Source organism: Shewanella algidipiscicola, assembly GCF_003605125.1.
GTDB lineage: Bacteria > Pseudomonadota > Gammaproteobacteria > Enterobacterales > Shewanellaceae > Shewanella > Shewanella algidipiscicola.
The window spans coordinates 192,101-205,558 of record NZ_QPQT01000004.1; the positions used below are offsets into that span (position 1 = coordinate 192,101).

12 protein-coding genes are annotated in these 13,458 nt (G+C 47.7%); 9 read left to right on the forward strand and 3 right to left on the reverse strand.

The annotated features are described in order from the left end of the window. Positions 1-162 precede the first annotated feature (162 nt). From tkt to DVO77_RS06015, 6 genes are all read left to right on the forward strand, one after another. Positions 163-2,157 carry a transketolase gene (gene tkt, locus DVO77_RS05990; protein ID WP_119977686.1) on the forward strand — a complete coding sequence of 665 codons (1,995 nt, stop codon included), beginning with the start codon at positions 163-165 and terminating at the stop codon, positions 2,155-2,157. A gap of 137 nt (positions 2,158-2,294) precedes the next feature. Further along, positions 2,295-3,314 (forward strand): erythrose-4-phosphate dehydrogenase, encoded by a 1,020-nt coding sequence (epd, locus tag DVO77_RS05995; RefSeq protein ID WP_110457334.1) that lies wholly within the window; start codon positions 2,295-2,297, stop codon positions 3,312-3,314. A gap of 123 nt (positions 3,315-3,437) precedes the next feature. Beyond that, on the forward strand, positions 3,438-4,613 hold the full coding sequence (locus tag DVO77_RS06000) for a phosphoglycerate kinase (protein ID WP_119977687.1): 1,176 nt from the start codon (positions 3,438-3,440) through the stop codon (positions 4,611-4,613). Positions 4,614-4,790: 177 nt separating this feature from the next. Continuing rightward, positions 4,791-5,855, forward strand: a complete 1,065-nt coding sequence (fba, locus tag DVO77_RS06005; protein WP_110457336.1) for a class II fructose-bisphosphate aldolase — start codon at positions 4,791-4,793, stop codon at positions 5,853-5,855. Positions 5,856-6,053: 198 nt separating this feature from the next. Next, positions 6,054-6,794: a DUF481 domain-containing protein gene (locus DVO77_RS06010; RefSeq protein WP_119977688.1), complete on the forward strand. Its 741-nt coding sequence runs from the start codon at positions 6,054-6,056 to the stop codon at positions 6,792-6,794. Between the two features lie 269 nt (positions 6,795-7,063). Then, complete coding sequence (locus DVO77_RS06015) at positions 7,064-7,495, forward strand: winged helix-turn-helix domain-containing protein (protein WP_119977689.1); 432 nt, start codon at positions 7,064-7,066, stop codon at positions 7,493-7,495. Between the two features lie 391 nt (positions 7,496-7,886). On the opposite strand, the gene DVO77_RS06020 is transcribed toward DVO77_RS06015, so the two are convergent. After that, entirely contained in the window at positions 7,887-8,420 is a 534-nt protein-coding gene (locus DVO77_RS06020) for a hypothetical protein (RefSeq protein WP_119977690.1), read from the reverse strand. An 11-nt stretch (positions 8,421-8,431) separates the two neighbouring features. Continuing rightward, complete coding sequence (locus DVO77_RS06025; protein ID WP_162599186.1) at positions 8,432-9,253, reverse strand: cytochrome c3 family protein; 822 nt, start codon at positions 9,251-9,253, stop codon at positions 8,432-8,434. Between the two features lie 641 nt (positions 9,254-9,894). Here DVO77_RS06025 and DVO77_RS06030 point away from each other — a divergent pair. The 3 genes from DVO77_RS06030 to DVO77_RS06040 all read left to right on the forward strand — a co-directional run bounded on the left by DVO77_RS06030 (position 9,895) and on the right by DVO77_RS06040 (position 12,658). After that, positions 9,895-10,674, forward strand: a complete 780-nt coding sequence (locus DVO77_RS06030) for a winged helix-turn-helix domain-containing protein (RefSeq protein ID WP_119977691.1) — start codon at positions 9,895-9,897, stop codon at positions 10,672-10,674. Next, positions 10,667-11,185: a hypothetical protein gene (locus DVO77_RS06035; RefSeq protein ID WP_119977692.1), complete on the forward strand. Its 519-nt coding sequence runs from the start codon at positions 10,667-10,669 to the stop codon at positions 11,183-11,185. Before DVO77_RS06030 ends, DVO77_RS06035 begins: the two co-directional genes overlap by 8 nt. A 66-nt stretch (positions 11,186-11,251) precedes the next feature. Further along, positions 11,252-12,658, forward strand: a complete 1,407-nt coding sequence (locus DVO77_RS06040; protein WP_110457343.1) for a hypothetical protein — start codon at positions 11,252-11,254, stop codon at positions 12,656-12,658. 311 nt (positions 12,659-12,969) lie between these two features. Here DVO77_RS06040 and DVO77_RS06045 read toward each other — a convergent pair whose 3' ends face one another. Beyond that, positions 12,970-13,395, reverse strand: a complete 426-nt coding sequence (locus DVO77_RS06045) for an N-acetyltransferase (protein ID WP_119977693.1) — start codon at positions 13,393-13,395, stop codon at positions 12,970-12,972. Positions 13,396-13,458 lie beyond the last annotated feature (63 nt).

Genomic DNA, 13,458 nt, shown 5'->3' on the forward strand with positions numbered 1-13,458 from the left:
ACACATCGCCTCTACTCCTTGGGCCTGCATTTACGGGTTCTACAGCTTAGATCGGGTTAATCTGGGTAATTTGGCGAATTTTATTTGCGTCCCATCGCCTAGTAGGGGAAAATATGCGTCCACAATTGCCCGCAAAATCCCCAATAATAAGCAGGAGAGAGCATGTCATCTCGTAAAGAACTCGCAAACGCTATCCGTGTGTTAAGTATGGATGCCGTTCAAAAAGCTAACTCAGGTCACCCTGGTGCCCCAATGGGAATGGCGGATATCGCTGAAGTGCTTTGGAATGACTTCCTTAAGCACAACCCGACTAACCCAAACTGGGTTGACCGCGACCGCTTCATCTTATCTAACGGTCATGGCTCGATGCTGATTTACTCTTTGCTGCACCTTACTGGTTACGCACTTCCCATCGAAGAACTGCAAAACTTCCGCCAGCTTCACTCTAAAACCCCAGGTCACCCAGAATACGGATACACCCCAGGTGTTGAAACCACCACAGGGCCGCTAGGCGCGGGTATCAGTAACGCGGTTGGTATGGCGATTGCGGAAAAAACCTTGGCGGCGCAGTTTAACCGTCCAGGTCACGACATTGTCGACCACTTCACCTACTGTTTCTTAGGGGATGGTTGTTTGATGGAAGGCATCTCACACGAAGCTTGTTCATTAGCGGGCACCTTAGGTCTAGGCAAGCTGATTGCATTTTGGGATGACAACGGTATCTCTATCGACGGCCATGTTGAAGGCTGGTTCACCGACGATACACCTAAGCGTTTTGAAGCCTATGGCTGGCATGTGATTGCCGATGTGGACGGCCATGACAGCGAAGCGATTCGCAGCGCAATAGAAGAAGCTAAGTCTGTCACTGACAAGCCAACCATGATCTGCTGCAAAACGATTATTGGTTTTGGTTCTCCAAACAAATCTGGCAGCCACGACTGTCACGGCGCGCCACTAGGCGATGCTGAAATCGCCGCTGCACGTGAGTTCCTTGGTTGGGAACACGCGCCATTTGATATCCCAGATAACGTCTATGCGGGTTGGGATGCTAAAGACGTGGGCGCCAGCAACGAATCGGCTTGGAATGAAAAACTGGCCGCGTATGAAGCTGCATTCCCTGAATTGGCGGCAGAATATAAGCGCCGCGTGATCGATGGTGAATTGCCAGCCGATTTCGAAGCGAAAGCACAAGCCTTCATTAAAGAGTGCCAAGAGAAAGGCGAAGGCATTGCTAGCCGTAAAGCGTCACAAAATGCCATTGGTGCCTTTGGCGCTATGTTGCCAGAGCTACTTGGTGGCTCAGCTGACCTTGCGGGTTCTAACTTGACGCTTTGGTCTGGTTCTAAAGGCATTCAAGACGATGCTGCTGGTAACTACATCTATTATGGCGTACGTGAATTTGGTATGAGCGGCATCATGAACGGTATCTCGTTGCACGGTGGTTTCATCAACTACGGTGCGACCTTCATGATGTTTATGGAATACGCCCGTAATGCGGTACGTATGTCGGCGCTGATGGGCATTCAAAACATCTTCGTTTATACCCATGACTCTATCGGTCAAGGTGAAGATGGCCCGACTCACCAACCTGTTGAGCAGCTCGCTAACCTGCGTATGACCCCTAACATGATGGTATGGCGTCCATGTGATGCGGCCGAAACGGCAGTCTCATGGAAGAATGCTATCGAGCGCCGTGATGCACCAACATCGCTTATCTTTAGCCGTCAAAACCTACCTGCTCAAGCCCGTACCGATGAGCAGTTAGCTAACGTGGTTAAAGGTGGTTATGTACTGCGTGATTGTGCTGGTACACCCGATGTCATTTTGATTGCCACAGGTAGCGAAGTGCAATTGGCACTGGATTCTGCCGCTGCATTAACTGAGCAAGGTAAGCAGGTACGTGTGGTTTCTATGCCATCGACCAATGCGTTTGATGCACAAGATGCGGAGTACAAAGAGTCAGTATTGCCACGCGCTGTAACTAAGCGGGTTGCTATCGAAGCGGCTCACGTTGATTTCTGGCATAAGTATGTTGGTTTCGACGGCGCAGTAGTGGGCATGACCACCTTCGGTGAGTCAGCGCCAGGCGGCGAGCTCATGAAATACTTCGGCTTCACCGTCGATAACGTAGTGTCGACCGTTAATGCCTTGTTTTAAGCGTTAGTGTGAGTCGAGGCGTGAGCATTTTAATGGCTCACGCCAGATGGGACGGCTTATCTGGTGTTAATATCAGGTAAGCCGTTGTCGCATCAACAGTATGCGAGCAGGGATAGAGTGAGGAGTCAAGGCGCTTAATGATCAAAGTTGCTATCAATGGATATGGCCGTATTGGTCGTTCAATTCTTCGTGCCCTGTACGAGTCGGGCAAGCGTGACCGCATTCAAATAGTCGCCATTAATGAACTGGCTAAACCTGAAGCCATGCTTCACTTAACCCAATACGATACCACCCATGGTCGCTTTCAAACCCCGACGTCATTGGTCGATAATATTATGACGGTGGGCGATGACCGTATTCAGTTATTGCATCAACGCGATGCCAGCCAATTGCCATGGGCTGAGCTGGATATCGATATAGTGTATGAGGCCACTGGTGCCTTAATCGATAGGCAAGCCTGTGAGGCGCACCTGCAAGCAGGGGCCAAACAAGTGCTGATTAGCCATCCATCATCGAGTGATGTCGATGCCACCATAGTTTATGGTGTTAATCACGATACACTTAAGGCACACCACACCATCATCTCTAATGCGTCTTGTACCACCAACTGCCTAGTGCCCATTATTGAGGTACTCGATAGAGCCTTTAAGGTTAAAAGTGGCGCGATAACCACTATCCATTCGGCGATGAACGATCAGCAGGTGATCGACGCCTATCACGACGACTTAAGACGAACCCGTGCGGCGGGGCAGTCGATAATCCCGGTCGATACTAAACTGGCACGGGGTATCGAGCGCATCTTGCCAAAAATGAAAGATAAGTTTGAGGCCATATCGGTGCGCGTGCCCACTATCAATGTCACCGCCATCGATTTATCGGTGACCATAGACAAGCGCGTCGATATCGACACAGTCAACCAAGTGCTGGCGCAAGCGGCTAATGGCTCCTATCAAGGGGTGGTGGGCTATACTAATGCGCCATTGGTGTCATGTGATTTTAACCATGATCCGCGCTCATCGATTGTCGATGGTACCCAAACTCGAGTGAGCGATGGCCATTTAGTGAAACTATTATTGTGGTGTGATAACGAGTGGGGCTTTGCCAACCGTATGCTCGACACCAGTTTAGAGATGATTAACGCCGTCAGGGCGCAGTAAATAAGCCTACCGCAGGCTTATCCGCTGAGTGTTAATCTAGGTGGAGTGTCCCTAATTAGCTCAGCATGAACCGGTTTTGTATTAACTTTTATCTTTTAACTTTTGAACTTAAGGAAACGTAAAATGGCGATTATCAATATGTCATCGTTGGATCTGCAAGGGAAGCGTGTGCTGATCCGTGAAGATTTAAATGTTCCGGTCAGTAATGGCGTGGTGACCAGTGATGCGCGTTTGCGTGCTTCACTGCCGACCATCAAGCTGGCATTAGAAAAAGGTGCGGCGGTCATGGTGATGTCTCACCTAGGTCGTCCAACAGAAGGCGAGTACAACAGCGAGTTCTCTCTGCAGCCTGTGGTCGATTACCTTGCAAAAGCACTCGATTGCCCTGTGCGCCTAGCGACCGACTACCTTGACGGTGTAGAAGCTAACGTGGGTGAAGTGGTCGTTTTTGAAAACGTGCGCTTTAACCTTGGCGAAAAGAAAAATGATGCAGCGCTCTCTAAAAAGCTTGCCGCCCTGTGTGACGTCTATGTGATGGATGCTTTTGGTACTGCTCATCGCGCCCAAGCGTCTACCCATGGTGTCGGTCTTTATGCGCCTATCGCCTGTGCAGGTCCGCTATTAGCGGGAGAGTTAGAAGCATTAGGCAAGGCGATGGACAACCCTGCGCGTCCATTGGTGGCGATTGTCGGTGGCTCTAAAGTGTCAACCAAGCTGACTGTGCTTGAAAGCCTATCAGGCATAGTTGATCAACTGGTTGTGGGTGGCGGTATTGCCAATACCTTTATTGCAGCGGCCGGTCACGAAGTGGGTAAGTCGCTGTATGAAGCTGACCTTATCGATGAAGCCAAGCGCCTTGTTGCCAATGCACAAAGTCGCGGTGCTGCTATTCCTGTGCCCACCGATGTGGTGGTGGCTAGCGAGTTTAGCCCAACAGCGACGGCCACACTCAAAGCGGTGGATGCGGTCACCAGTGATGACATGATCTTTGATATCGGCCCCGACAGCGCCGAAGCACTGGCTGAGATCCTAAAAAATGCCGGTACCATTGTCTGGAATGGCCCGGTAGGCGTATTTGAGTTTGACCAATTTGGCGAAGGCACTAAGCGAATTGCCCAGGCCATTGCCGAGTCGGCTGCTTTTTCTATTGCGGGCGGTGGTGACACGCTTGCTGCGGTCGACAAGTACGGTATTGCCGATAAAGTATCTTATATTTCAACCGGTGGCGGCGCCTTCTTAGAGTTTCTCGAAGGTAAAGAGCTGCCAGCAGTGGCGATGTTAGAAAGCCGCAGCGAATAAGGGTTACAGAACAAGCAACACGAATCATTAATATTATAAAAAACCGCTGACGATGTGCAGCTGCAGGATGTGGCTGCCATCGTTAGTATAAAAATCTGTCCAAACGATAGTGACCTCGGTGACTCAGTTAATGACTTATTAAAACATTAACTTACACCCTATTATTGGAGTAAAAAAATGGCCTTAATTTCCCTACGTCAACTGCTAGACCATGCCGCTGAACATAACTACGGTGTGCCTGCGTTTAACGTTAACAACCTTGAGCAGATGCGTGCCATTATGCAGGCTGCTGAAGCAACCGACAGCCCGGTTATCGTACAAGCATCGGCAGGTGCGCGTAAGTACGCCCGTCCTCAATTCCTTAAGTACTTGATGGCAGCGGCGCTTGAGCAGTACCCAGATATCCCTGTGTGTATTCACCAAGATCACGGTACTGATCCTGATATCTGTCAGCGCTCAATTCAGCTTGGTATGTCATCTGTGATGATGGATGGCTCATTGATGGCCGACGGTAAGACGCCTGCATCCTATGAGTACAACGTCGATGTGACCCGTAAAACCGTTGCCTTTGCTCACGCCTGTGGTGTGTCGGTTGAAGGTGAAATTGGTTGTTTAGGTAGCCTAGAAACCGGCATGGCCGGTGAAGAAGATGGTGTGGGTGCCGAAGGCGTACTTAGCCACGATCAACTGCTGACGACGCCAGAAGAAGCTGCGCGTTTTGTGCGTGATACCCACGTCGATGCACTTGCCATCGCGATTGGTACCAGCCATGGTGCGTACAAGTTCAGCCGCAAGCCTACCGGTGACGTGCTACGTATTGATCGCATCAAAGAGATCCACGCGCGTATTCCTAACACTCACTTAGTGATGCACGGTTCATCTTCAGTACCGCAAGAGTGGCTTGAGATCATCAACCAGTATGGCGGTGCTATTCCGGAAACTTACGGCGTACCGCTTGAGGAGATCGTTGAAGGTATCAAGCATGGCGTACGTAAAGTGAATATCGATACCGATTTACGTTTGGCATCGACTGGCGCGGTACGTAAGTTCTTGGCTGAAAACCCAAGCGAGTTTGACCCGCGTAAATTCCTTAAAGCGTCGATGGAAGCCATGGCCGATATCTGTACCACGCGCTATGAAGCCTTTGGCTGTGCGGGTATGGGCTCTAAGATTAAGCCTAAGTCATTACAAGCTATGTACAAGGCGTATCAATCAGGCGAATTAGATCCAAAAATAAACTAAGTTAAGTTTGCCTTTGAAAAACCACCGCAAGGTGGTTTTTTTATGGCCTAACAATAAGTGAGAGCGCTAGAAGGCTAGTCATAATGGCGATTTACTCGTCGATAAATCAGATGATACCAGCCTTATTTTCATTTCTTTGCGCTGAATGTTAATATTGCGCCAATTTTAAGGGACTTCGATAACATAGGTAACGTGAAGATGAAAAAACTGCTGACTGCCACCGCTATTTTGTTAGCAACACCGTTTGTCGCTCACGCAGGTGCGGATTTTGTTAAGGGTGATAGAACCTTTGCTGCCGATGCTGAGCTGGGTGCGACAGTGACCACAGGGAACACGGAAACCACGTCTTTAAAAGGGCGTCTAGACATGAAGCATGAGCTTGGTAATTGGGAAAACCAATACCTGCTTGAGGCGCTGTATAAAGAAGATACCGGCGAAGAGACGGGTAAGCGTTATTACGGTTTAGTGCAGGGCAACTATCAGTTTGATGATGTCAACTATATGTTTGCCAATGCCAATCACGAGATAGACCCTTTTACAGGTTTCGATTCAAAATCAACCGTTTCTGTCGGTTATGGTCATAAGTTTATCGACAATCCTAAGACCATATTTGCTGTCGAAGTGGGTCCAGGTTACCAATATAAGCGTCTGGATGAGGAGAGCCGCTTAGCCGCTGGCTATGACAGTGAACAAAGCTGGGTTGCCCACGGCGTGATGAATTTCGAGACAGAAATTTCAGACAACTCGACGTTTAAGCAGTTGTTTACTGCCGATTACGGTGAGAGTTTAGAAGGTCGCTCTGAAACTTCGGTTACTGCTAATATTGCTGGCGCTCTGGCGATGAAGTTTGCCGTGGTTGTGCGTTATAACAGCGAGCCGTTGGACAATAAAAAGAGTACCGACACTGAAACCAATATGACCTTACTGTACTCATTTTAATAGAAGGTAAGGGTTTAGGTTAAGTAAACCACAGTGCTTCTCGATTAAGTTAATGTTGTAATGTATTGAGAACAGTGGTTTTTTAAAGCGCCGATAAGGCGCTTTTTTTGTATTTGAGGCCGGTGTTGAGTCATTTTTTCCTCCTTGAAAGAGTATTTTGTGGCAGATATCACGGAAATCAACATTCCTTTAGCTGATAGCTTTATAATCGCAGCAGTTAAGTGGGGTTGTGAGTACAATTACTCATAGTTTTTGATGCGAGCACGCCTATGCAAATCGGTCGATGCTGGTTTGATATTGCTCAAGCACAGCTGTCAAATCAGGATAATGATACCAGTTGGAAAATGCCGCCAGCCGAGTTCGCTGTGCTTAACACCTTGGTAGAGCATCGAGATAAGGTGCTGTCAAATGAGCAGCTGTTGGCGTCTCTTCCCGAACAGACTCGTTCGCTCGCCAGCTTAGAGGCGGCGATTAAGCGTGTACGCTTCTTTTTAGGTCAGTCGGCGCTATTTATTGAAGCCGTTGATGGGCAAGGATATATCTTGCACAGTAAATCGACGCGTGCCACAGGTTTTTGGGCCTTGCGTCCGGGTAAAAGCATGTCGCTGAAACAGTATTCGTTATTGATAGCTCAGCTAGTGTTGTTACTGCTGCTGATTTATTCGCTATTTGAACCCACCGCTAAGATATTTTTCCCCTAACGGATGCTGTGTTGCAAAGCCTGAGCCGTTATTGGCTGTTAGCCATGAGCCATTAACTATTAATGATAAGCCCACCTGTTACCACCTTCTCTTATGTGATCAGGCATAACACTAGTGCTCTCTTCACTTATCTACTCAGGTTATCGCTTGTCGGCTAGCCAAGCGTGAATGATGTGCTAAGGATGGAGATACTACTTTGGCGAAGTGGTCTCTCCGTCAGCATTTAACACTTACAGCTTAACACTCAGCATGATCTTGCTTATGGGCGTCGTGGTGTGAAGGCTGCTTGTTAGGGCTTAGGTGGCGCGCTTTTATTGAGCAGCTTAGCTGGGTGAGGCGAGAAAAAGGGCATAGTCAATCATTGCCTATGCCCTATGTTGGCTACCGACCTTTAGGTGGCAGGCGGTGTAGCAGGTTGTAAGGTTAGCTCGTTACTGGCGAGCGTGCCGTTAATTTCGATGGCCACTTTATAGCGTTTCACCGCACCGGGTGCACTATTGTCATCCCAATTGAGCCCGATTGCTTCGAAGCTGTATTGGCCCTTATCTGACTCGACTAACACACCATCACATTGCGCCGCTGCACTGTCACAGGCGTAGGTGTGGGTAACGTGCCAGCGTTTCCATGCTTTAGCCTTACGTGATGGCGATTCATCATCGGGAAAGCCAAAATAGGTGATGCGATAGTCTTTGACATTAGTGATGGCCAGCGCGCTATCATCTGCCAAGGAGAAGCTTAATGCCCCGCTGTCACCATCGAACTGCGCTAATGTGAGGTTAATTGCCGCCGCCTCATTAATATCGATACTGTCCGCCACTGGCGGCGGGACAACAATCGGTGGCTCTGTGGTATCTGCATCATCACTGCCACAACCGCCGCACAGTAACAGTGTCGCCAGTAGGCCTGTTATTAATTTATCATTCATATCAGCCTCCCTTAATTGAAGTGACCAGTATGGCAAGTGGTGCATTCCATATCGGTTTTAACACTGGCAGCGCTGCCCATAGTGTCGGTCACGCCGTGACAGCTTTGACAGCCTTGTGCCTCGCTCGATGGCTTAGACTCTGGCAATGAAGCTAGATCTTCGCCTGCATAAGCGCGGTTGAGTAGCTCTACTAAGTGATAAGCGATAGAGGCTGATAAACGGTAGCAACGCTCGCCTTTTTGGCTAAAGGCAAAGCCCGATGCCTTAGACCAGTTGCTGATAGATGAGTGGCATAGCACACTGTTAGCGACTGATGATTTACCGACTTTTGCCGTTTTCTCATCGGTTGAGCCGATGCCCGCAATAAACTCTGGGCTCGATAGCGGTAACTCAGTCGTCTCGTAATACCTAAAGGCCGCGCCAATCACAGCACTGTTTTGACCATTGATATCATCTAAGATGTTGACCAACATGCCTGTGGCATTCATGTTGCCGCATACTGTGCCTTGTCCACCTATACCCGCTCCACCATAAGCCGCTAATGCTGTTGGGATAGTGGCAAACTTTGCCGCATCGGCACTGGATGAGTTAGCTAACATGGTAACCAATGAATGAAACACTTGGTGCATACATCCGCCACCTGTTTCATAGGCAAGCTTAGCCGTCGCCATCGCATCGAGTGGGACGTATTTGAGTTTATCCCCTAAGGCTAAATGAAAATTGCCCTGGTCATCTGTAGCTGCGAAGGCAGAGGTGCCCATTAAGGTGGCTCCTGCGGCGGCGGTGCTGATGCCAATGATTTTGGTCAGTGCTTGGCGTCTATTAATGGTCATAATAATATCCTCACTTAGGTAGCATTCGTTATTAGTAAAATAGTGGGTTGTTACTGCAATGATTGTTGCGGGGAAGCGTTGGCTATCCCGCTGAACTTGAAGCCAGTTTGGCGTGAGAATCTTGTAAATAGTGTGATGACTGATGGATGAATACTGCTCTATCGATGCATATAAATGTGCAGGGTTGAAGAGTATTGTTTGGCCGTGGATTAATCGGTTTTAGGCTTAATTAATGTCTGCATTGATTAGCGTTGAAGATTAACGTGTGATCTGTAACCTTTTATTTGTGAGCTTCATGTTAATTTATCCCCAGTGAAGCCTTCGCCATCGTCGATATTTATGGCGTGAAGAGTGTGACAGGCTTCGCGTAACGACAAGCTTACCCATCGATTTACCGATGACTTCCATATAGATTGTAATGAGATAATGGCGATCACAGAAATAGTTGAGCGTATTGCTTATGCTAAGCCTGTTGGGTTATCGGCATTAACTGACTCACGGTCAGTATTAGCATTTAGCTGATAGTAGTGGCTAAATCCCATCGGTTTTGGGTTGGTAATAGCAGTGCGTTTAATTGATGGCTCAGTCACCGACAATGGCTATGGCAAACATTGAATCGTAAAGTGAGGGTAAAGCAAGCAATGCAACTAGGTGACTGCCTGTTTGATGTTCAAAAAGGGCTATTGACCCACCAAGTCACACAAGAGCAATGGCAATTGCCACGGGCTGAGTGGCAAGTGCTACGTATTTTACTTGAGCACCATGATCAAGTGGTACCCAAGCAAGTGCTTGGCGCGGCGGATGCTGAGCACCCGCCGCTGAGCGACTCGTCGGTAACCCGTGCCATCTTTATGCTGCGCTCTTTTTTGGGGCCTGTAGATGAGCATTTGATTGAAACTGTCAAAGGCAAAGGTTATCGACTAAAACTAGCTTCATCATCGGCGAAAAAGCGAGGTTTAAGCGCTCGTTATAACTGGATTAAATGGCAGCGTATTGATGTCAGTACATGGATGAAAATGCTCATCGCACTAGTGGTCACACTCATTATGGTCTTAGTCTTGGGACAATGGCTAAGTACGGTCAATCTTGAGACGCAAACCACAGCCCCCTTTGCCCAGCAAACACTGACTCTGGAGTCAGGCCAGCAAGTCACTCTGAGTAGTTTTGCGACCTCAAAAACCAATAATACCTTACTGATAGCGCTAGCTGAGCGGCTGGCTGACGATATTAAGCATTGCGAATCCACTCCTTGGAGAAAAGTGTTTTTATCGCTATCACACGATAAGCAGGTGTTTAATATCACCCTTAGAGGAGAAAAACTGGGTCAGTCAGTGGTGCGCAACCTTAAATTAACCGACTTTAGGCAGAGCAAAGCGTTTCTTACCGACGCCTGGCTGGCAGAGGTGTCTTTGTGTGAATAGAAAACTACTTTGGGCCATTAACCTCACTATCTTGCTGCTGCTTGCGGTAAGCGTCACTATCAGTTATCGCTATCTGTATCCGGCTAAGAGCATTATGCTTAGCTGCAGCTCCGAACTGTATGACAGTAGTGACCCCTTAAACGGCGCCCGTCATTATCTGTTGGTCGACATTATGGCCAAAGCGCAGCAAGCCCAGATCAATTATCGTTATTTTAATCTAGACGGTACTTCGGCTGGCACCATACGTATGCAGGGCCAACTTAACGATTATGATGAGGCGGCTAATCGGTTTGATTTTTCGGTGTATACCAAAGAAGAAAGCCTAGATGAGCGCCTCGACAGTCGTCCGCAACATATGCAGTATCTTTCCTATGTCAGCTCGTTTAATTTAGACAGTAAAGGTATGCACAATCTGTCTATTGAATCATTAGACTTAGACTCGCATCGCGATTACGCTGTGGTGTTATTTCAACCCAGCAATACCGTATGTGGTTGTCGCTTAGTTCATTAACCTATCTTGGGTTATACTAATATTACCCCGTAAGTTTATGATATATTTTTACTATTTCGAGGTCGTGTGTCTAAGATTTATGTTAAGCAGGAAGAGTCACTGTCGATAAAGTTTACCCACCAGATGAAAGTGGGTGATCAAAGGCGGTTAGACCTTTATTTCTTTTTACCCAAAGAGATGGGTATCAACTCTCAGAGCTTAGATGCAGAAGAGTATTACTTCGCCGCCATTGCTGGGCGTCGCTCCTATTACTCATCCGGCCTACATCTCCCCTTAGTGCAAGGGCGCTTTATTAGCCAGAATAAACGTACGGTCGAAGAGTTTAGACTCTACTTAAACCTGTTTGCTTATCAGTTTGCGGTGGCGATTGAGACCGACAGTAAAGAGTTGGCGCAGGTGGAAGATGTTGAGCAGTTTTACACCTCACTGAAAGAACTCAGTGATATTGTCGCACAGCTATTGAAAAAGTTTCGCCGTAATGAACCGAGTGACCCTAAATGGAAGCACTATTTCGAAAACTCCGATAATTATCTGTCATGGTTTTGTGAGCAGCGGCTATTACAACTGATCTCTCACGCCCCGCGTAGCAGCGATTATAACGAGTTGACTGAAGAGGTGTTGTCGCTGTGTCGCAGTGAGCGAGCCTATCGTGAAGCCAAAAATTATAATTCTGCGCAAACCAAGGATGATCCTAACCGCATCTCGAATAAGATGCTGTTATTAAGACGTTTGATCCAGCAAGGGGTAGTACTCAAAGAGGAGCTTAAAACCTTAGGGGTGGGGTTAAAAAAACTCACCACTGGGGTGGCGACGGGCGGAGTGATGCTGGTCGTGTCGGCCTTGATTATTAAGGCCCAAGGTGTGTTTAACGGCCTGACCCTGTCATTGGTGTTGACCTTGGCGGTGATCTACGGCTTTCGTGAAATCTTTAAAGAAGATATTCGCAACGCCTTATGGCGCGTTATTCAAAAGGGGCGACCGCGCTGGAGCCGCATTTTGCGCGACACCACCACTCAAGCGGTCATTGGGCGTCAGTTGGTCTGGTTAGACTTTATTAAGTCCAAAGATCTGCCAGAACAGATTGAAGAGATCTTAAAGCGTCGCCATAGCCAAAATAAGGTCGATTCGGAGATATTACATTATGGTATTTACTCCCGCATCGCCCAGAAAGACTTTTTAGCCGGTTACTCGACCATTCAAGAGCAAGTGAACTTTAGTTTGGTGCCGTTTGCGCGTTATTTAGAGCGCGGCAGAGCCAAAATTTATAAAGAGTCCGCAGGCCAAGTGAGTTATGACTCTGTGGAGCGGCGCTACCAAGTTAATCTTATCTTGATGCTGCGAGAAGGGCGTAATCCGCCGCAATATGCGCGTTATAAGATCACCATGAACCGTTCGACCATAGTCGAGGTGACCGAAAGCCAGTTACCCGATGGGATGACGCTAATAGGTGGAGAGCAAGACAGCGAAGACTAAGGTGGCACTTCGCTGGCAGCGGAACTTAGCTTGATGGAGTATCAATTGCCTGCGGTTGGTGTTAATTGTTTGAAAAATATATAACTTCTCAACTTAAATCGGCATTATTGTCACTTTGTCATTGCCAGTTTTAAGCTTCATTGTTTTGAATTGCTTGCAGCAGGCCTTTCGTGTCGATATTGCTTAGGGAGAGTGAGTGAAGCGTAGCTCCAACCCCTTTATCTACAGATACTTGCAAAAAACGGGTAACTGTTAGATTGAGTCTGAGTTACTACATGTAAGCGTTAGTCTATGAATCCTCGAGCGCTTGCTTATGCGCCCGAACTCATGGTGTACTCAGGGTGTCCGGTATGCTCGTCCAGTTGTTCACCGACGACTTGGAAACCTTGAGACAAGTAAAACTGATAACTGGCCTTATTTTCCTGATATACGCAAAGTGTTAGCGCCGTTCTTTGGGTTTTAGCATGATTGAGCAACTGTTTACCTATTCCCTGACCTTGCCATTCAGGTGCGATAAAGATGGCCGCTAAACTATTTTCATATAGCGCATAAAATCCAACAATCTCAGATCCCATTTCAAATATATAAGCCTCTGAAGCTGGAATATAAATATCGCGCATCTTGTCGACTTGCGACTCCCAGAACTCAGCCGGTACAAAGTCATGGGCTTTAACTGACGCATTCAGCCAGATTGTAAGCACTGAATTGAGGTCATTATCGTGGTATTTTCTAATCATTTTCTAACTCTAAATCGTCAATTTTATTAGATGCATGGCGTCTTAAGTTCTAAAAATGCGCTC

What these genes read in the sequence shown, in the direction of transcription:
- tkt (WP_119977686.1), top strand. Translation starts at nt 163, where the DNA reads ATGTCATCTCGTAAAGAACTCGCAAACGCTATCCGTGTGTTAAGTATG.
- epd (WP_110457334.1), top strand. Translation starts at nt 2,295, where the DNA reads ATGATCAAAGTTGCTATCAATGGATATGGCCGTATTGGTCGTTCAATT.
- DVO77_RS06000 (WP_119977687.1), top strand. Translation starts at nt 3,438, where the DNA reads ATGGCGATTATCAATATGTCATCGTTGGATCTGCAAGGGAAGCGTGTG.
- fba (WP_110457336.1), top strand. Translation starts at nt 4,791, where the DNA reads ATGGCCTTAATTTCCCTACGTCAACTGCTAGACCATGCCGCTGAACAT.
- DVO77_RS06010 (WP_119977688.1), top strand. Translation starts at nt 6,054, where the DNA reads ATGAAAAAACTGCTGACTGCCACCGCTATTTTGTTAGCAACACCGTTT.
- DVO77_RS06015 (WP_119977689.1), top strand. Translation starts at nt 7,064, where the DNA reads ATGCAAATCGGTCGATGCTGGTTTGATATTGCTCAAGCACAGCTGTCA.
- DVO77_RS06020 (WP_119977690.1), bottom strand. Translation starts at nt 8,420, where the DNA reads ATGAATGATAAATTAATAACAGGCCTACTGGCGACACTGTTACTGTGC.
- DVO77_RS06025 (WP_162599186.1), bottom strand. Translation starts at nt 9,253, where the DNA reads ATGACCATTAATAGACGCCAAGCACTGACCAAAATCATTGGCATCAGC.
- DVO77_RS06030 (WP_119977691.1), top strand. Translation starts at nt 9,895, where the DNA reads ATGCAACTAGGTGACTGCCTGTTTGATGTTCAAAAAGGGCTATTGACC.
- DVO77_RS06045 (WP_119977693.1), bottom strand. Translation starts at nt 13,395, where the DNA reads ATGATTAGAAAATACCACGATAATGACCTCAATTCAGTGCTTACAATC.